This is a genomic window from Limosilactobacillus panis DSM 6035 (genome assembly GCF_001435935.1).
GTDB classification, from domain to species: domain Bacteria; phylum Bacillota; class Bacilli; order Lactobacillales; family Lactobacillaceae; genus Limosilactobacillus; species Limosilactobacillus panis.
Genome location: NZ_AZGM01000051.1, coordinates 1 through 19,379, shown reverse-complemented (window position 1 = coordinate 19,379; position 19,379 = coordinate 1). Strand labels below are relative to the sequence as shown.

At 51.0% G+C, this 19,379-nt stretch carries 18 protein-coding genes; 4 read left to right on the top strand and 14 right to left on the bottom strand.

Features of this window, described 5'->3' with window-relative positions; translation table 11 throughout:
* Positions 1-58: 58 nt before the first annotated feature.
* From FD32_RS03665 to FD32_RS03645, 5 genes are all read right to left on the bottom strand, one after another.
* Positions 59-367, bottom strand: a complete 309-nt coding sequence (locus FD32_RS03665) for a hypothetical protein (RefSeq protein ID WP_047768332.1) — start codon at positions 365-367, stop codon at positions 59-61.
* 12 nt (positions 368-379) lie between these two features.
* Entirely contained in the window at positions 380-1,582 is a 1,203-nt protein-coding gene (locus FD32_RS03660) for an MDR family MFS transporter (RefSeq protein ID WP_047768334.1), read from the bottom strand.
* A gap of 96 nt (positions 1,583-1,678) precedes the next feature.
* Complete coding sequence (dnaB, locus tag FD32_RS03655; protein ID WP_047768337.1) at positions 1,679-3,091, bottom strand: replicative DNA helicase; 1,413 nt, start codon at positions 3,089-3,091, stop codon at positions 1,679-1,681.
* A 33-nt stretch (positions 3,092-3,124) separates the two neighbouring features.
* Positions 3,125-3,577 (bottom strand): 50S ribosomal protein L9, encoded by a 453-nt coding sequence (gene rplI, locus FD32_RS03650; RefSeq protein WP_047768339.1) that lies wholly within the window; start codon positions 3,575-3,577, stop codon positions 3,125-3,127.
* A 5-nt stretch (positions 3,578-3,582) separates the two neighbouring features.
* Complete coding sequence (locus FD32_RS03645; protein ID WP_047768341.1) at positions 3,583-5,604, bottom strand: DHH family phosphoesterase; 2,022 nt, start codon at positions 5,602-5,604, stop codon at positions 3,583-3,585.
* 174 nt (positions 5,605-5,778) lie between these two features.
* On the opposite strand from FD32_RS03645, the gene FD32_RS03640 reads away from it, so the two are divergent.
* On the top strand, positions 5,779-6,960 hold the full coding sequence (locus FD32_RS03640; RefSeq protein ID WP_191980296.1) for an MFS transporter: 1,182 nt from the start codon (positions 5,779-5,781) through the stop codon (positions 6,958-6,960).
* Positions 6,961-7,297: 337 nt separating this feature from the next.
* On the opposite strand, the gene rpsR is transcribed toward FD32_RS03640, so the two are convergent.
* The 9 genes from rpsR to dnaA form a co-directional block, all read right to left on the bottom strand.
* The gene (rpsR, locus tag FD32_RS03635; RefSeq protein WP_003665240.1) at positions 7,298-7,534 is read right to left on the bottom strand and encodes a 30S ribosomal protein S18; all 237 of its coding nucleotides are present in this window, start codon (positions 7,532-7,534) and stop codon (positions 7,298-7,300) included.
* 32 nt (positions 7,535-7,566) lie between these two features.
* Positions 7,567-8,142, bottom strand: coding sequence for a single-stranded DNA-binding protein (ssb, locus tag FD32_RS03630; protein WP_047768343.1), 576 nt, complete (start codon positions 8,140-8,142; stop codon positions 7,567-7,569).
* Positions 8,143-8,177: 35 nt separating this feature from the next.
* Complete coding sequence (rpsF, locus tag FD32_RS03625) at positions 8,178-8,474, bottom strand: 30S ribosomal protein S6 (protein ID WP_047768345.1); 297 nt, start codon at positions 8,472-8,474, stop codon at positions 8,178-8,180.
* Between the two features lie 190 nt (positions 8,475-8,664).
* Positions 8,665-11,166: a DNA gyrase subunit A gene (gyrA, locus tag FD32_RS03620; RefSeq protein ID WP_152666516.1), complete on the bottom strand. Its 2,502-nt coding sequence runs from the start codon at positions 11,164-11,166 to the stop codon at positions 8,665-8,667.
* A 43-nt stretch (positions 11,167-11,209) separates the two neighbouring features.
* Positions 11,210-13,156 carry a DNA topoisomerase (ATP-hydrolyzing) subunit B gene (gene gyrB / locus FD32_RS03615; protein ID WP_047768349.1) on the bottom strand — a complete coding sequence of 649 codons (1,947 nt, stop codon included), beginning with the start codon at positions 13,154-13,156 and terminating at the stop codon, positions 11,210-11,212.
* The gene (gene recF / locus FD32_RS03610) at positions 13,156-14,277 is read right to left on the bottom strand and encodes a DNA replication/repair protein RecF (protein ID WP_047768351.1); all 1,122 of its coding nucleotides are present in this window, start codon (positions 14,275-14,277) and stop codon (positions 13,156-13,158) included. Before recF ends, gyrB begins: the two co-directional genes overlap by 1 nt.
* A 10-nt stretch (positions 14,278-14,287) precedes the next feature.
* Positions 14,288-14,509 carry a S4 domain-containing protein YaaA gene (gene yaaA / locus FD32_RS03605; protein ID WP_047768353.1) on the bottom strand — a complete coding sequence of 74 codons (222 nt, stop codon included), beginning with the start codon at positions 14,507-14,509 and terminating at the stop codon, positions 14,288-14,290.
* Positions 14,510-14,736: 227 nt separating this feature from the next.
* Positions 14,737-15,879, bottom strand: coding sequence for a DNA polymerase III subunit beta (gene dnaN / locus FD32_RS03600; protein WP_047768354.1), 1,143 nt, complete (start codon positions 15,877-15,879; stop codon positions 14,737-14,739).
* A 176-nt stretch (positions 15,880-16,055) separates the two neighbouring features.
* On the bottom strand, positions 16,056-17,366 hold the full coding sequence (gene dnaA / locus FD32_RS03595; protein WP_047768355.1) for a chromosomal replication initiator protein DnaA: 1,311 nt from the start codon (positions 17,364-17,366) through the stop codon (positions 16,056-16,058).
* A 478-nt stretch (positions 17,367-17,844) separates the two neighbouring features.
* On the opposite strand from dnaA, the gene rpmH reads away from it, so the two are divergent.
* The 3 genes from rpmH to FD32_RS03585 all read left to right on the top strand — a co-directional run bounded on the left by rpmH (position 17,845) and on the right by FD32_RS03585 (position 19,302).
* A complete protein-coding gene (gene rpmH, locus FD32_RS09770) occupies positions 17,845-17,979 on the top strand; it encodes a 50S ribosomal protein L34 (protein ID WP_003665227.1) in 135 nt (44 codons plus the stop codon).
* Positions 17,980-18,115: 136 nt separating this feature from the next.
* Positions 18,116-18,460 carry a ribonuclease P protein component gene (rnpA, locus tag FD32_RS03590; RefSeq protein WP_047768356.1) on the top strand — a complete coding sequence of 115 codons (345 nt, stop codon included), beginning with the start codon at positions 18,116-18,118 and terminating at the stop codon, positions 18,458-18,460.
* A 62-nt stretch (positions 18,461-18,522) separates the two neighbouring features.
* On the top strand, positions 18,523-19,302 hold the full coding sequence (locus FD32_RS03585) for a YidC/Oxa1 family membrane protein insertase (protein ID WP_047768358.1): 780 nt from the start codon (positions 18,523-18,525) through the stop codon (positions 19,300-19,302).
* Positions 19,303-19,379 lie beyond the last annotated feature (77 nt).

Genomic DNA, 19,379 nt, shown 5'->3' with positions numbered 1-19,379 from the left:
CCGAAAATTTCATCTAACTCCATTAATTATTTGGGACTTATGTCACAGCCCCTTTATCTTATTTTAAATCTTGTTCACTGGGCATTTGGTGAGCATGTTTGAGTTTACTGATTTGGTGCTCACGACCGTCATTGACGATGAACTCGTCAACCGCCCCGCAGTGGGTACAACAAACCACAATTTGGTATTGCTGGGAGTCATCGTTATTGGTAGCACCCCAGTTTCGCTCCGCAATTACCAGGGGTCCTTGATGACACTTATAACAGGGCAGGGCCAACTGCCGGTCCTCGCGAAAGCCATCCCCGGTTTTCCCGACCAGGCCGAAGCGGTCCTCGCCGTGAACATTATCGAAGTTGTTATAAAACACCATGATCACTTCCTAGAATTCTTTAGTTGCCTGCCGTTTCAGCTTGGCAACCAGGAGGATGATAAGCTCAACCACAAAGATTGACGCCGCACAGATCACAAAGAGGACGTGGTATGAAGCCGCGCCAATCACCAGGCCACCAAAGAGGGGTCCGAATGCCTTACCGAGCGAGGAGTAGGCATTTAAAATCCCCTGGTACTTCCCCTTCACCGCGACGGGCGAAAGGCTGTTTACAATCGCTGGCATCGTCGGGATGGCCGTGGCCTCCCCAATCGTCAGGACCACCATTGCCAGGATAAACCAGGCGTAGGTCTTGGCGACCAAGAGGAGGACAAAGGACAAAGCAATGGTGAACGTCCCGATGTAGACCAGCATGTAGGGGTTGTTGTACCAGCGGTTGATCCAGGAAAGGGCCAGCTGGGCCAGGACAATCAAGATCCCGTTGATGGTCCACAGGAGGCTGTACTTGGTCATCGAAATCCCCCGTTCGGTCATGAAGACGGAGAGGTTACTGGACCACTGCTCGTACATCATCCAGATTACGCAAAGACTAATGAAGAAGGTCCAGCAGACCCACAGGTTGGCCTTGGGCATCTTGGCCGCCCGTTGGTCTACCGTAATGTCGACCGTTGGTGTCTCCCCACTAGTCTTGTCGTCCCCATCTTTAAAGTGGACAAAGACAATCAAGATGAAGATGAGGTAGAGGACGGTGGTAATCGTAAATAGCGGGGCAATGTTACCGTGCGCGTACTGGTAGAGGGGCCCGACAATCGTGGTCCCAATCACCATCCCCAGATTATTGGCAAAGTAAAGCATGTTGAAGACGTAGCGCCCATCCTGGCCCGTCCGGGTAGCGTAGGAGTTGATCATCGTCATGATCCAGCCGTTGAAAAAACCAATGGCGGTCAACAGGAAGGCGTAGATCGGCCAGCCGTTAAAGAAGATCATCAACGCGATCACGATGGTTGCCACGATGGAACCGTTGAGCAACAGGTGGCGGGGGTTATAGCGGTCAAATAAGAGCCCACTGATGTAGCTCCCAACCACGTTTGCCCCCGAGTAGAAGAGCAGGATAATCCCGGAAACGGTTAGCGACTCGTGCAGCTGTTCATGCATATAGATAGTGGTGAGGGGCCAGACAAAGCTGTTGCCAATGCTACTGATGAAGATTCCAACCAGCAGCCACTTCAGTTGAACCCCGTTCTCTTTTTGCATCCGTGACATCTCCTCCCGATTGCAAAGAAAAGGCTGGAAAAAACACCTTTTCTCTAGCCTTTCTTTCTCCGTATATTCATGCTGGACAAATAATTATTACTGGTGTTCCTCCGGAACGTAGGCCACCGACGCAAACTTGTTGTACGACTTAGCGAACAGCAGCTTAACCGTGCCCCGCGGACCTGACCGGTTCTTTTCAATAATGACTTCGACTTCACTGACGTTGGCAGCATCATCGTCGTCCTGCTGGCCAGGGCCACCACCCTGGTCCTCATCATCGTCTTCATCATGCTCGTAGTAGTCGTCCCGGTAGAGAAAACTAACGATATCGGCATCCTGTTCGATCGATCCGGATTCCCGGATATCGGACAAGACCGGCCGCTTATCTTGCCGTTGTTCCACTCCCCGTGATAGCTGGGAAAGCGCGATGACTGGGACCTCTAGTTCCTTGGCCAGTTTCTTGAGCTGCCGCGAAATTTCCGAAACTTCCTGTTGCCGGTTGTCGGGATTGCTCCCTTCAATCAGCTGGAGGTAGTCGATTACAATCAGACCCAGGTTTCCTTGTTCCTTAGCCAGTCGCCGGCAACGGGCCCGAATTTCGGCCACCTTGATCCCCGGCGTATCATCAATGAAGATTTGGGCATTCGACAGGGTCCCCATAGCCATGTACATGCTCTCCCACTCCTCGGGCGTCAGCTGCCCGGTCCGTAGGTGGTTCGCATTGATGTTGCCTTCCGCACACAGCATCCGGTTGACTAGGGACTCGGCCCCCATTTCCAGGCTGAAGATGGCCACCGAGGTTCGTTTACCTTCGTCGTCCGTCCGGGTGGCAACGTTCTGGGCGATGTTTAAAGCAAATGCCGTCTTCCCCACCGCGGGCCGGGCCGCGATGATGACTAATTCGTCCTTATGGAGCCCCGTGGTCATCTCGTCCAACTGCTTGTAACCGGTCTTGAGCCCCGTCACGTCGGTCTTTTGCTGGGAGAGCTCGTCGATGTGGTTTAAGGACTCATCAAGGACCGTGTTGATCTTCTTAAAGTCCGACTGGTTATTACCCTCCGAGACCCGCATGATGTCTTGTTCGGCGGAGTCGAGCAGGTCTTCGATTCGTTCATCGTCGGCGTAACCCTTGTTGATGATCTTCGTGGCGGTGTTGATCAACCGCCGCCGGGTCGCCTTATCATGGACAATCTTGGCATAGTAGCTGACGTCTCTAGCGGAGGGGACGGAGGAGGCCAGTTCCGCAATGTAGGCCGGGCCGCCAACGTTTTCCGTCTGGTTGTCCTTAGCCAGGGCACTGTTCATCATGATCGGGTCGATCGGCTGGTCATCCTCATAGAGGTCAACCATTTTTTCAAAAATCAACTGGTGGGCACGCTTGTAGAAGTCATGCGGCTCCAAGTATTCCATTGCATCCGCCAGCGCGTTTTTACTTAAAAAAGCAGCTCCAAGAACTGCTTTTTCTGCTTCAATATCGCGCGGTTCTTCTTGCATTGGTGCATTATCCATGGCGATACCTCTTTTATCTTAACAATTTACCAACTACTTTTCGGCAATGTGAACCCGAATTTCAGCAGTTACTTCTGGGTGCAGCTTGATTGGCACGTTAACGTAACCAAGGGCCTTGATTGGGGCGGCCAGTTCAATCTTCCGCTTGTCAATCTTGACCTTGTACTGCTTTTCGAGGGCCGTGGCAATCTGCTTAGTGGAAATCGAACCAAACATCCGGCCATCTTTCCCGGCCTTTCCGCTCAGTTCAACAACCGTCTTGTCATTTTCCAGGACCTTCTTAACCTTCTTGGCCTCGGCCAGCTCTTCGGCCGCGTGCTTTTCTTCGGCCCGCTTTTGGCCAGCTAACTGGCTCATTGCGGCCTTGGTGGCTTGCTTAGCCAGGCCCCGCTTAATCAGGTAGTTTTGGGCGTAGCCGTCTGGAACTTCCTTGACTTGGCCCCGCTTACCGCGTCCACGAACATCTTGTGTAAAAATAACCTTCATGTCTGTCACTCCTCTGTTTCTTCTGTTTCATCAACCGGGTCCTGCTTCAACAGGCCCAGCAGTGTTTCCTTAACTTGGGCAATCGTCTGGCCACTAATCTGGGTCGCCGCATTGGCGAGGTGGCCACCGCCGCCCATCTTCTCCATAATTACCTGGACGTTAAAGTCGCCCATTGACCGGGCCGAAACGCCAATCACGTTGCCCGACCGGAGGGTAATTACAAATGAAGCGTCCACCCCCGCAATCTGCAGGAGCATGTCAGCCGCCTGGGCCGCCGTTACCGAGTCGTAGTAGCGGTCCTCCTCGCCGGCACAGATAGCCACCGAGTTGCTGATCTCCGCCCGCGCCAGGAGGTGGTTACGCTCCATGAAGCTGTGCGAGTCCTCCTTCATAAAGGCCTGGATCATCATCCCGTCGGCCCCCGCCGAACGCAGGTAGGAGGCGGCATCAAATGTCCGCGTCCCGGCGCTCTTGGTAAACGACTTCGTATCGATCTGGATCCCCGTCAGCATCGTGGTGGCCTCGAGCTTGTTCAGCCCCTTCCCTTCACGTGGCTGGTACTCGAACATCTCGGTGATCAGCTCACAAGTTGAGGAAGCGTACGGCTCGATGTAGACCAGCAGTGGGTTCTCGGGGAACTCCTCGCCCCGCCGGTGGTGGTCAATGATCACGAGGCGGTTTTGCAGCTTCTCAAAGAGGGCTGGCGAGATCGTAATGCTTTCCTTGGCGTGGTCCACCATGACCAGCAGACTGTTGCTGGTTGACTTGTTGATGGCCGCCTCGGGGGAAATCACGTGGTCCTTGATGCCATGATAGTTATCGATTTCCCGCATCAGCCGGCGGATGTCGGAGTGCTGGTGCTCATCATCGACCACGATCCAGCATTCCTTGCCGTTCATCTCGGCAATCCGGCGGATCCCCAGGCAGGCACCCAGTGAGTCCATGTCGGGGTTCTTATGGCCCATGACAAAGAGCTGGTCAGCCTGACTAATTAATTCTCTGAGGGCCTGACTAATCATCCGTGCCCGCACCCGGGTCCGTTTCTCCATCGGGTTGGTTTTCCCACCGTAGAAACGGGCCGGCTTATCCTTGGAGCGGACAACTACCTGATCGCCACCCCGGCCGAGGGCAAGGTCCAGGTTGTTCTGGGCCGTGTCGGCCAGTCTGACCAGGTCGCTTTCCCCGTAGGCAATTCCGACACTCAGGGTCACCGGCGAGTTGCGTTGGGACGTGTTTTCCCGGATCACGTCTAGGATCTTAAACTTCTTCTTTTCCAGGGCCTGTAATGAAGCCTCGTGCCCGATAATCAGGTAGTTATCATCATCAATGATTTTCATCAAAAGGTGGTTAGCGGTCGCCCACTTGTTAATCTCCGAGGTAACGTAATTATGGAGGTTGGAGACCGCGGAATCGCTCATCCCCTGGATCAACTCATCGTAGTTATCGAGGTAGATATTCCCGAGGAAAATCTGTTCCCGTTTAAACTGCTTACTGATCTGTTCATACTTCGTGACGTCCATCAGGTAGACCACGTGGTTCTTGTTCTGGACGAGAAACTCAAATTGTCGTCCCTGCCACGATACGACCTGCGCTTTCTGGTCATCCGCATGCTGTAAAACCAACTGCGCGAGCTCCTGATCGACCTCGGCAAGTGGCTTGCCAACTACCCGCTTCAGGCTAAAATACCGCGCCATGTAAGGGTTGATCCATTCCACCGCGTGTTGGCGGTTCAGGATGATCATCCCCATCGGCATCTCTAAGAGGGCCTCTTGCTGGCCCTGCTTAATCTGGTATAGCAAGTGATTCAGGTATTCATTAGCGTCAATGACAAGCCGGCGCAACTGCTTCACACTGGCCAGGCCGCCGACGAGGGCGATTACCAGCACAACTATCCCAACTAGCCAGTTAAAGATAAAGGCAAAACATAAACTAATAATGGTTAATAATAGCAAATAGCAGACATTCCAGCGGACTGCTGGGTGTTTAAAATAAAACAGCCAGGCTTCACGACTGAAAAACTTTTGCATAGTAATCCTCCCAAAAAGGACCTAAGTTGGCCCATTTTTTTCTTGGATAATCCTATCATATCACATCAACCAGACACACGCTTGATTTTCAAAAGGGTGTCCTTTTACTACTAGTATATTACGAATCAGAGTAAAATTATTAAGGAGACGCTCAGGCATATTTATGGAGGAAAAATGACCCAGAAACTTAGTCATCACCAATTTAATATTCTCATCGTCATGTTCGTTTTAATCTCGTTCATGTTGGGCTGTAACGAATTTATGGTTGTCGGTAACCTGTCCCTGATTGCGGGCACTTACCACGAATCACTAAGCCAAATTTCCTGGCTGGTGGCAGTGTTTGCGTGGACCTACGCCATCGTGACCCCCCTGGTTGCCCTGGGCACCAACCACTGCAACAAGTACTACCTATTGGTGGGGATGCTGCTGGTCTTTTTGGTGGGGACGATCCTGAGTGCCAGTTCACCCACCCTAAATATTTTCCTACTTTCCCGGGTTATCACCGCGTCGGTCGCGGGGATGCTTGAGTCGGTCCTCTCCGTCATCATTTACCAGTTGGCGGCGGACCCCAAGCAGCGGTCGATGGCGATTGCCTATATTTACACCGGCTTTAGCCTGGCCTCAGTGGTCGGGGTCCCGCTTGGTACCATCATTGCGCACTATTGGCGCTGGCAGGATGCCTTCGTGATGGTGGCGGTGGTCACGGCCGTTGCCACCCTGCTGGCATTTATGGTCCTCCCCCGCAACCTGCCCGGTGAAAAGGGGAATTTTCGCGATCAGCTAGTCTTGTTACGCGACTACCGGGTATGGCTGGGAATCTTCTTTGTCATTTGCGCAGCGGCGACCCTCTACGGCTACTACACCTATATCCGACCGCTGATTCGGCAAGCCCTCCACTTCAGCGCCACCCAGCTCAGCCTGATTCTCCTCATCCTCGGGGTTGTCGATATTTTTGCCAACCAGGCCTCGGAGAGGATTGCCGCGCGGGGTGGCTTTCGGACCCTCCGCCCAGTCTACATTATTAACCTGGTCTTGCTGGCCCTTTTCAGCACACTGATGTGGAATCAATGGACCGGGGTTGCACTCTTGATCCTGCTGGGCTTTACCGTCGCCGTCTTCGGGTCCCCACTCCAGGTATTCTTCTTAGACCTTGCGACTCGGCGGTACCCATCGGCCGTGATGCTAGCCTCGACTCTCAGTGCGATTTTCTACAATGCTGGAATCGCCCTGGCGGCTATGAGTGCCGGCCAGGTTTACCGGCACTGGGGACTGACTGCCCTGGGCTGGAACTCGCTTGCCTACTGCCTGATTGCCAGCGTTCTGGTCTTTGCTTTGGCGCGGGTTAAACGGCGGTGATGCTACGTGCATTTTGCAATGCAGTAGGCTTATCACTCCTATTACCGCTCATCTAGCATGATTTCATTTTCCCGGTTATTTTCCTGATAGTGCAAAAAAGCAATCCTCGATAAAAATTCGCGGGTTGCTTTTTCATACCGTCATTTAATAATTTGTCAAAACAAGTAGTCTTTAGTACTGCTTCTTAGCAGCAAGACTAGGTCAAACATCCCCGGTAACTTGGCCCCGCAATAGCGACAAAAGTGAGCGTGTCACTGTTTATGGCGTTTGGACCCCACAAAAAAAGAGTGAAGCAGGGACCATCGTTGGTTCTTGCTTCACTCTTTTTATTCACGAATTAATCTTCAGCAACAAATGGCAAAAGACCCATAATCCGTGCACGCTTGATAGCGATAGTTAACTTACGTTGGTTCTTAGCACTGGTACCAGTAACCCGACGTGGTAAAATCTTACCCCGTTCGGAGATGAACCGCCGTAATAAGTCAGTATCTTTGTAATCGATGTATTCGATGTGGTTAGCGGCGATGAAGTCGACCTTGCGACGACGACGACCGCCCCGACGTTGTTGTGCCATGAAATTACCCTCCTATCTGGTAAAAAATTTATTTAGAATGGTAACTCATCATCGGAAACGTCAATCTTCTGTTCCCCGTCATTATTGCTGTCGGGTGAGAATGGCGCGTTGCTGGTTGGGGCATTGTTGTTGCCACCAAAACCACCATTGTTTGGTGATGGGTTTCCTTGAGGAGCATTATTAGTTTGCGGTTGATTACCACCGAATTGCTGGGATTGACCACCAAACGGTTGATTGTTGCCATTACTAAATGGTTGCTGGCCACCCTGCTGATTCATCCCGTTATTTTGACGAGGCTCAAGCAATGCGAAGTTATCAACTACCACTTCAGTAACGTAAACACGGTTACCCTGCTGGTTCTCATAGTTCCGGGTTTGAATCCGGCCTTCGATACCAACAAGCGAACCCTTGTGTGTGAAGTTGCTAAAGTTTTCCGCGGACTTACGCCAGATAACGCAATTGATAAAGTCAGCATCTCGTTCCCCATTTTGGTTTCGGAACTGACGATCAACGGCCAGGGTAAAGGATACCACTGCCGTCCCGCTTGTAGTGTACCGAAACTCAGGATCTCGCGTTAAACGCCCAGTTAAGACTGCACGATTAATCATAGATCGTTCTCCTCTCTATTAAAATGACAATCTAATTAAGCATCAAGCTTAACGATCATGTGACGTAGGATATCGTCACTGAACTTTGAAAGACGGTCAAATTCGTTCAATGCTTCGTCAGAATCAGTAGTCAAGGTAATTACGTGGTAAGTACCTTCAGTGTACTTGTTGATTGGGTAAGCAAAGCGACGAGTGTCCCAGTCCTTTGATTCAGCGATGGTTGCACCATTGTCCGTCAGAACCTTGTCGAACCGGTCAACCAGTTCGCTCTTAGCTGATTCTTCGATGTCAGGACGAATGATGTAAGTAATTTCATATTTACGTGTTTCCATGAATGTTACACCTCCTTATGGACTCTGGTTCTCCTTAAAGTAAAGAAGAACAAGGAGAGTAGACGTCTGTACGTATACTCACAGATATAAAATATAGCATAAATACAACTATAAAACAAGCGACGATAACGATAAATCCTGAAAAATGCGGTCACTTATTAAATACGCATTTTTCAGGATTTACATCTTTTTATTCCGGATTTTCTTCGCTTACTTGGCCGTCGGCTTCTTCCTGGTCAGCGGTGGTCTGGTCACTGTCGTCATCAGTTTCCTTTTCCACCTTGGCCATGGTAGCAACCTTGGCGCCGTTATCCATCTTCATCAGATGGACACCAACGGCTGCCCTCCCAGTTTGCGATACACTTTCGATACCGAAGCGGATGATGACACCCTGGTCAGTGACCAGCATGATGTCTTCGTCCCCGTCCACGGTCGTCATCCCAACCAGTGGACCATTCTTCTTCGTCACGTTGACGGTCTTCACACCGAGACCGCCCCGGCCCTTGATTGGGTAATCTTTAGCCGGCGTTTGCTTTCCAAAGCCGTTTTCACTAATTACCAGGACGTTGGAGTCGGCATTTAGTGGGGCCGCGCCAATTACGTAGTCATCATCACGAAGGCGGATTCCCCGGACACCGGCTGCGCTCCGGCCCATTGACCGCACAACGTCGGAGTTAAAGCTCAGGGCATAACCGTGGTGGGTCCCGATAATCATCGGCTGACCATCGTTAATCACGGCAACGTCCATCAGCTCATCCCCATCGTGGAGGTTGATGGCCTTCAGACCGTTACTCCGGATGTTCTTGAACTCTGGTACCGCTGTCCGCTTAACGGTCCCGTACTTGGTCGTGAAGAAGAGGTACTTGTCATCATCATTGGTCTTGTGGGAAACGTTGATAACCGCACTGATCTTTTCCTTGCTGTCGATGTTCAGGAGGTTGATGATTGGAATCCCCTGGGCAGAACGCCCGTATTCGGGAACCTCGTACCCCTTCATGGAGTAAACCTTCCCGGAGTTGGTGAAGAAGAGGAGGAGGTCATGGGTTGAGCTGGAAATCAGCTGCTCGATGAAGTCGTCATTATGAACGCCCATTCCCTTGACACCCCGGCCACCACGGTGCTGGGACTTGAATTCGTCTACCGGCAGGCGCTTGATGTAGCCGTTGTGGGTCAGGGTCACAATGATGTCTTGTTCCTCAATCAGGTCCTCGTCTTCGATGTTGGTAATGTCACCAACCTGCAATTCGGTCCGCCGCTTGTCGCCAAACTTCTTTTGGATTTCCATCAGCTCATCATAAATGGTCTGGTTGATCCGTTCCTTGTGGGCCAGGATGTCCTTGTAGTCGGCGATGGCGGCCATCAGTTTCTTGTACTCGGCCTCAATCTTTTCCCGTTCCAAACCGGTCAGCCGGACCAGCCGCATGTCCAGGATGGCCTGAGCTTGCCGGTCAGACAGGCCGTAGTTGTTCATCAACTGACTCTTGGCAACCTCACTGGTCTGGGACTGGCGGATGATGTTGATGATTTCGTCGATGTGGTCCAGGGCAATCCGTAAACCTTCAACAATGTGGACCCGACTCTGGGCCTTCTTCAACTCAAACTGGGTCCGCCGACGAACGACGCTTTCCTGGTGTTCCAGGTAGTATTCCAGAATCTGCTTTAAACTGAGAATCTTTGGCGCCCCGTTGACGATTGCCAGCATGTTGAAGTTGAAGGTTGTCTGCATCAAGGTCATCTTGTAAAGGTTGTTTAAGATGACCTCCGCACTGGCGTCGCGCCGGACATCGATCACAATCCGCATCCCGTCCCGGTCGGTTTCATCGTTAACGTCGGTAATCCCGTCAATTTCCTTGTTCCGGGCCAGTTCAGCGATCCGGCTGATCAGGTTAGCCTTGTTGACCATGTACGGAATTTCGTGGACAATGATCCGCTGCTTGCCGTTCTTTTGCTCTTCAATATCAACCTTGGCCCGCACGATAATGCTGCCCCGGCCAGTCTCATAGGCTTTCCGGATACCGGCTTTACCCATAACGACCCCACCGGTCGGGAAGTCCGGACCAGGGAGAGCCTTCATCAGTTCAGGAATCGTTACGTCTGGGTTCTTCATCAGCATGTGGATGGCGCTGATGACTTCACCGAGGTTGTGGGTGGGAATGTTCGTCGCCATCCCGACGGCAATCCCGGAAGCCCCGTTGACCAAGAGGTTCGGGAAGCGGGCCGGCAGGACAACGGGTTCCTTTTCAGTCCCATCGTAGTTTGGTTGGAAGTCCACGGTATCCTTGTTGATGTCCCGCAACATTTCCACCGCGATCTTGCTCATCCGCGCTTCGGTATACCGCATGGCGGCCGCACTATCACCGTCGACCGAACCGAAGTTACCGTGACCGTCAACCAGCATGTAGCGGTAGCTAAAGTCCTGGGCCATCCGGACTAACCCTTCGTAAATCGAGGAGTCACCGTGGGGGTGGAACTTCCCCATGACATCCCCGACGATCCGGGCAGACTTCTTATAGGGCTTATCCGGGGTAACTCCCAGCTCGTTCATCCCGTACAGGATCCGCCGCTGAACCGGCTTCAACCCATCACGAACGTCTGGCAAGGCCCGGGAGACGATAACACTCATGGCATAGTACAGGAATGAATTCTTCATCTGGCTCGTCAGCTTAACGTCCGTAATTCGATTATTTGACATGTCTTCAGCCAATGTCGTTCCTCCTTTTCCGTATTATCCCCGACTAGAGGTCAAGGTTTTCAACAAACTTAGCGTTCTGCTCGATAAAGTCCCGCCGCGGACCAACCTTGGTTCCCATAAGCATTGGGAAAATTTGGTTAGCCTGTTCGGCGTCGTCTAATTGGACCCGGAGCAGGTGCCGGTTAGCAGGGTCCATCGTGGTTTCCCACAGCTGCTCGGCGTCCATTTCACCAAGCCCCTTGTACCGTTGGATAACCGGTTTCGGGCTCGGCTGTAAGGAGCTAACGACTTGCTGCAGTTCTTCGTCACTTTCGATGTACTTAACAAACTTCCCCTGCCGAACTTGGTATAGCGGCGGCTGGGCAATGTAGACGTAGCCATGGGTGATCATTGGCCGCATGAAACGGTAGATCAAGGTCAAAAGCAGGGTCCGAATGTGGGCCCCATCGACATCGGCATCGGTCATGATGATCAGCTTGTGGTAGTTGGCCTTGGTTATGTCAAAATCGTCCCCAAAGCCGGTTCCCAGGGCCGTGAAGAGGGAACGAATTTCGTCGTTAGCCAGGACCCGGTCCAGGGTGGCCTTTTCAACGTTCAAAATCTTCCCCCGAATTGGCAAGATCGCCTGAGTCAGCCGCGACCGTCCCTGCTTAGCAGAACCACCGGCGGAGTCCCCTTCGACGATAAACAATTCCGAAATGTTCGGGTCCTTACTGGTGTTGTCGGCTAACTTACCAGGCAGGTTGGAAATCTCCAGGCCGCTCTTCTTCCGGGTAACTTCCCGGGCCCGCTTAGCGGCGACCCGGGCCTTAGAAGCCAGCTGGCCCTTTTCGATGATCTGCCGGGCCTCGTCTGGGTGTTCGAGCAAGAAGCGGTTAAAGGTGGCCGCAAAGACATGGTCGGTGGCGGTCCGAGCATCGGAGTTCCCCAGCTTGGTCTTCGTCTGACCTTCAAACTGCGGGTCCGGGTGCTTGATGGAGACCACCGCCGTCATTCCTTCTCTGACGTCGTCACCAGACAGGGTCTCGTTGCTCTTTAAGATCCCCGCCTTATGACCGTAGTCGTTAATTACCCGCGTCAGGGCCATCTTAAAGCCGGTCTCGTGGGTCCCACCTTCGTAGGTGTGGATGTTGTTGGTGAAAGTCAAAAGCTCGCTCCGGTAAGAGTCGGTGTATTGCAAAGACACTTCCACCGTAATCCCGTTTTCCTTCCCTTCAACGTAAATTGGCGGCTCAAAGAGGGTTGTCTTATTTTCGTTCAGGAAGTCAACATAGTGACGGATCCCACCTTCGTAGTGGAATTCCTGCCGCTTCGGGTTTTCTTCCCGCTTGTCTTCAATGGTGATCTTGAGGCCCTTGTTCAAGAAGGCCAGTTCCCGCAGCCGGGTCGTCAAGGTCTTGATATTGTAAGTCGTGGTTTCCCGGAAGATTGCCGGGTCCGGCTTGAAGTGAACGATGGTTCCGTGTTCGTTTTCCGGAAGGTTGTCGTCGATCACCTTCATCGCGGTCTTAACGTGACCGTGATCAAAGTCCATGTAGTAGCGCTTGCCTTGCCGGGCAACTTTAACGTCTAGTTCGGTCGACAGGGCGTTAACGACCGAGGCCCCCACCCCGTGGAGCCCCCCGGAAACCTTGTATCCGCCACCGCCGAACTTACCACCGGCGTGCAGGACCGTGAAGACCGTTTCCAAAGCGGGCTTACCAGTTTGTTCCTGGATGTCAACTGGGATACCACGCCCGTTGTCTTTGACCGTGATACTGTTGTCGGGGTTAACCTCAACGTTAATCTCGTCACAGAAACCAGCCAAGGCTTCGTCAATCCCGTTATCAACGATTTCCCATACCAGGTGGTGGAGACCCTGGGCTGAGGTCGACCCGATGTACATCCCGGGACGCTTCCGGACCGCATCCAGTCCCTTTAAGACCTGGATCTGGCTGGCATCATATTCACTCGCTAGTTGCGCTTTCGTTTCTTTTTGTTCGTCGCTCACTATGCTTCCTCCTTAACTAATGTACCGTCCTTTATTTTGAAGATCGTCGGTTCGTTGATTAGCTGACGGGCAACATCACTCAGGCTGGTGGTCGTCAGAAATGTCTGAACTTTATTCTGAATTGCCTTTAACAGGTGGGTCTGCCGGACCGTGTCCAGTTCGGACAAGACATCGTCCAACAGTAGTAACGGGTATTCCCCCGTCTGGGCCTTCATTAGGTCAATCTCGGCCAGCTTGACGGATAGCGCGGTTGTCCGCTGCTGGCCCTGGGAGCCAAACGAATGGACGTTTTTCCCGTTGACCATGAAGCGGATGTCGTCACGCTGGGGGCCATACATCGTGCTCCCCTGGTCGATTTCTTTGGCCTTATTTTCCTTGTAAATCGTCAACAGCTGCTGGTAGGCCTGGTCAACCGTCGTCTCGTCATCGATCTTAAGCTGGGTGGCGTAGACCAACCGCAGTTCCTCCTTGTACAGCGAAATCTGGTGGTGGAGGTCAGCGGCCCACTTCTCCAATTGCTGCAAAAAATGATGCCGGGCAACGATCACCTCGGCACCATACGCGGCCAACTGGTCTGATAAAACGTCCAACAGGACCTGGTCATGCTGTTGACCATATTTCAACTGTTTGAGGTACTTATTGCGCTGTCGGAGGAAGGTCCGGAACTGGCTGGCATTGTATAAGTACTTGCTGCTCATCTGACTGAATTCCATGTCCATAAACCGGCGGCGTAAGGACGGGGCCCCCTTGACCAGTGATAAGTCCTCCGGTGCAAACAAGATGGCGTTCAGGTTGCCAATATATTGGGATAAACGCGCCTGCTCGAGGTGGTTCACCTTGGCCCGCTTGCCTTCCTTGGTAAACTGCAGTTCCAAGGGCACCTTCCCGCTTGCCTTTTGCACGACCCCGCTGATTGTCGCGGTCTGGGCCTGCCAGTTGATGAGTTCCCGGTCATTGTTGGTCCGGTGGCTCCGGGTCAGTGACAACGCATAAATTGCCTCTAGCATATTCGTCTTCCCCTGCGCATTTCGACCAATCAGGACGTTCACCCCCGGCGCAAAGTGGACTGTCTGATCCTCATAGTTGCGGAAATGACGCAGGTGCAATTCTGTCAGGATCATCTACTGATTCCTACTTACTTTCAATCTGGAGCTGGTGACCGTCAGGGAGGGTAACCAGGTCGTCAGGATACAACTTCCGGCCCCGCCGGTCGTCAGCTTCGTTATTAACTAAAACCGTATTTTCTTTTAAGTACCACTTAGCAGCACCACCGGTTGGAATGACGCCCTCTTCTTTGAGGACCTGGCCCAAGGTGATGTAGGGGCGGTCGATTACAACTTTTTTAGCTTCCAAAAAATTTCACCTACTTTACACTCTCTATTATACCACAATCACAAGCGAAAATGGCCGTCATAGCCCATCTCAGCCGATTGAACTTTTTCGAGGCTTTTTTATCAAAACGGGGTCAAAATGGCTCAATTTGCAAATAAAATCATTTGAGGCCAAATTCCCTAACGTAAAATGCCCTTGACCACGAAATGTGGCTAAGGGCATTTTAAATTATTTCACTAAATCTGATGTTAGAACGTCCGCACTGGGGTAATCAGGTGAACAAAGTTTTCCGTATCTTCCGTTGGCACCAGGGTAAATGGCCGCAGTGGGGAAGTGAAGGAAATTTTGATGGTGGCCTGACCAAATGACCGTAAGGCGTCCTTCATGTAGTTCGGGTTAAAGGAAATTTCAAGGTCTTGACCGTCTAAGGCGGTGGTGGCGACCTCTTCTTCAACCGTCCCGATATCTGGGGAGTCACTGCTGATTTGGACACGGTTCGATCCCGGCTGGATAGTCAGCTTAACAACATCGTTCCGGCTCTCGTGAGACAGCAATGAAGCACGTTCAATTGAGGCCTGGAAGGTGCCGGCTTCAACTTCCATCGTCGTATCGGCGGTGGTTGGGATCAGCTGGCTGGTTTCTGGGTAGTTACCTTCGAGCAGGCGGGAGAAGAAGTGGGTGTTGCCAAAAATAAAGAGAACTTGGTTTTCACTGACCTGCAGCTTGATATCTTCCTTAACGTCACTGACCATCCCCGAAAGTTCATCCAAGCTCTTCCCGGGAATAATGATATCAAAGTTCATGCTGCTGTCGACGTTTTCTAAGGCCACTTTCCGTTGTGCTAACCGGTGACTATCGGTGGCAACCGCCGTCAGGAGCCCATCCTTCAAGGTAAAGTGAACCCCGGCAAGGATTGGCCGACTCTCCTGCTTAGAAACGGCAATGACCGTTTGCCGAATCACTTCACGGAGGACATCGTTAGGGACGGTGATGGTGTTATCAGATTCGATTTCCGGTAGGTGGGGGAAGTTTTCGGCGTCTTGACCGTTAATTTGGAACTTGGCCGTCCCGGAGGTGATGTCGGCCTGGAAACCATTTGTAACTTCAATTGTTACTTGCTTGTCTGGCAGTTTCTTAACGATTTCACTGAAGAAACGGGCAGGTAACACAATGGCCCCTGGTTCCTTAACTGTTAAACCGTAGTCCTCGTTGCTAGCGTCAATGACACTTTCAATGGTGATGTCTGAGTTACTACCAGTAAGGACAATCCGGTCATTATCAACGACCATCTTTAAGCCCGTTAAGATTGGAATGGTGGTTTTAGATGAGATTGCCCGAAGAACATTATTTAGTTGGCTAATAAATGCGGGACGGTTGATTGTGAAATTCATAGAATGACACTCCTTTTGTGCTGTTATATATAAATATATTTTATAGTTTAAAAATAGTAGTCGTAGTAGGGCCTGTTGATCCTGTGGAAAAGTCCGTTAAGACTATTATAACAAGCATTTTCACTTGTTGATAACTTGTGGATAAGTCTTGGGATAACTTCTGTACTTATCCACAGCTAAGCTTGGAGCTGGTCTTTGAGCTTGTGAATATCCTTTTGGAGTTGGGAGTCGTCCTTAGCGGTGGCCTCAATTTTATCAATGGCGTGCAGAACGGTCGTGTGATCCTTACCGCCGAATTCCTTCCCAATCTTAGGCAGGGAATAGTCCGTCAGCTCGCGCGTCAAATACATTGCGATCTGCCGGGGCATCACGATTTGCTTGACCCGCTTCTTACCCATAATGTCGGCCTGGGTAATGTTGTAGAAGGAGGCCACCTGTTTTTGAATCTCGTCGACCGTAATCCGGTGCTTGGTTGAGTGGCGGAAGTCCTTGAGGGCCCGGGATGCCAGGTGGGGCGTGATGATCTCGTTGCTGAGGTCCGCGTAGACCTGGACCTTGGTTAAGGCGCCTTCAAGTTCCCGGACGTTCGTATCAATCTGACCGGCAATGTAGTTCAAGGTGTCATTGCCGATGTCGATGTGGTCCTCTTCAACTTTACTCCGCAGGATGGCAATCCGGGTTTCCAAGTCGGGCGGCGTAATTTCAACGGGCATCCCCCACATGAAGCGAGAAACCAGCCGGTCTTGTAGTTCGGGAATCTCCCGTGGCATCCGGTCACTGGTCAAGACGATTTGCTTTTGCTGGTCGTAAAGGGTGTTGAAGGTGTTGAAGAATTCAATTTGGGTTCCCTCCTTGTCGGCGAGGAACTGGATATCGTCGATCAATAGGAGGTCGAGGTTCCGGTACTCTTCGCGGAACTGTTCGGTGGTCCGCTTTTGAATTGAATTAATGAAGTCATTCGTAAATTCTTCGCTGGTCACGTACTTGACGCGGGCGTTCTTATTAATCTTAAGCATGTAGTTACCGATGGCTTCCATTAAGTGGGTTTTACCAAGACCGACACCCCCGTAGATGAAGAGGGGGTTCATGTAGCCGGGACGTTCCGCGGCGTTGAGAGCGGCAGCGTGGGCAATCTTGTTGCCGTCACCGACAACGAAGGTCTCAAAGTTATAGTACGGATTTAATGGGATATTTGATGTTGATCCCGTAACATTTTGTGGGGTTGGTGATTTAGCTTTTTCTCCCGTTAAAACGTAAACAGGCTCAACGGGGCGGCCCAGTTCACGCTGGACGTACTCCTTGAGCTTTTCCGTTAGGTTCTTATTCCAGAAATCCCGGTGCATTGGCGTCGGTAGTTCAATTTCTAGACGATTTTGCGAGAGAGAAATCGGTTTTGCCGGAGCAATAAAATTGTCAAAAGTCACCTGACCGGTGTATTGACGAAAAGAATTTTGGATCGCTTCCCACAGAGAATCGAGCTCAGTCAAAATAATTCCTCCTAGATATTTAATTTCAACCGGTATTTTATCATTCTCTAAAAAAGTTTTCCACAGGGTGAGTGAGTGAACAAAAAATTTACACAACTCTGTGTGTAATTTGTCTTTTGGGAGTGTGGAAATGGTGGAAAGAGTTAAATAAATGGTGGCTATTAACAGTGAATTGTGGATAACCTATTGCTGTAATAGCGGTGTTTTATCGAGTTTTCAACAGAAATACACAGCCCTGTGGATAACTTAATAACAGGATGTGAATTTGGGGATGACCGGTGGATTTCCCTGTGCAAAAATTATCCACAGGGGGAGCTTTTACACAGTGCTGTGGATATTTTTTAACTCTCTGTGGATAACTAAAAAAATTAAATAAATTTTGGCCGTTTATTAATCTTGAAAAGTATGTTATACTTCCAAAGTATGTTTGAAGAAAGATTAGAAACAATCCCATTTATAAAATAGGAGGTGCAATCGCATGAAGCGCACGTTTCAACCAAAGAAGCGTCACCGTGCACGTGTCCATGGCTTCCGTAAGCGCATGAGCACCAGCAATGGCCGTAAGGTATTAGCACGTCGGCGTCAAAAGGGCAGAAAAGTATTATCTGCATAACCACGGCCACTTTTATAGTGGCTTTTTTTATTGTATTAGGGGCGGGCAAGCAATTCAGCGAGCAACGATCGTTGGCGTTGTTGTTTGCCGAGCCCTTTTTTAGTACCGAAACAAGTAAGGCTGGAGATTAGACATCATGAGAAAGTCATACCGAGTAAAAAAGGAAAGTGAGTTTCAACGGGTTTTCGAGACTCACAATTCCGTTGCAAATCATAAATTCATCATCTATCAGATGGCTAAGCCAGGCCAAAAGCATTTCCGGGTCGGAATTTCAGTTGGGAAAAAGATTGGAAACGCGGTTCACCGTAACTGGGTCAAGCGGCGCATTCGCCAGACCCTCTTAGAGGTGAAACCCCAATTGCGGTCAGACGTTGACTTCTTAGTAATTGCCCGCCCGGCTGCTGATGGCTTGGAGATGGCAGAAACAAAGAAAAACCTGGTCCACGCGTTGAAGCTGGCCAAGTTAATTAATGAAAAGTGAGGAACAATAGCGTGAAAAAGAAGAAAAAAGCCCTGAGCTTAGCGGCCATTGCCGGCTTAACAATGCTGCTGGCCGCGTGTTCTAACAAGCCGGTGACGAGTCACAGCACCGGCTTTTGGGACCACTACATCGTTTATAACTTCTCGCAGTTTATCATCTGGCTTTCCAACCACACCGGTGGCTATGGGATGGGGATCATCATCTTCACGATCATCATCCGGGTCCTCCTTTTGCCACTGATGTTCTATCAGACCAAGTCAATGATGAAGACCCAGGAATTAACGCCCAAGTTAAAGGCAATCCAAAAGAAGTATTCATCACGTGACCGGGACTCAATGATGAAGATGCAGGAAGAGACCCAAAAGCTGTACAAGGAAGCGGGTGTCCACCCGATGGCTTCGATGCTACCGATGATTATTCAGCTGCCAATCATGTGGGCCCTGTACCAGGCAATCTGGCGAACCCCTGAATTGAAGCACGGGACCTTCCTCTGGCTGCGGTTAGGGCACACCGACCCTTACTTCATCATGCCAATTTTGGCGGCGGTCTTCACCTTTATTAGTTCCTGGCTGTCAATGGCCTCCATGCCGGAGAAGAACAGCATGACGACGATGATGACTTGGTTCATGCCAATCATGGTATTCTTCATGGCCCTAGGCTTCTCGTCCGCCATTACCCTTTACTGGGTAGTTTCTAACGCCTTCCAAGTTGTTCAGACCCTGTTGATTCAAAACCCATTCAAGATTCGTAAGGAACGGGAAGAAAAGCAACGGGCTGAAAAAGCGCGGAAGCGGAAGTTGGCTAAGGCCAAGCGGCGGGCCTACCAAAGCAGACGTAAATAGGTAAAGTCCGCAACTTAAATTATTAACTGAAACTTGAAAGCCCTGAATTGCAATGAAATCATTGTGGTTCAGGGCTT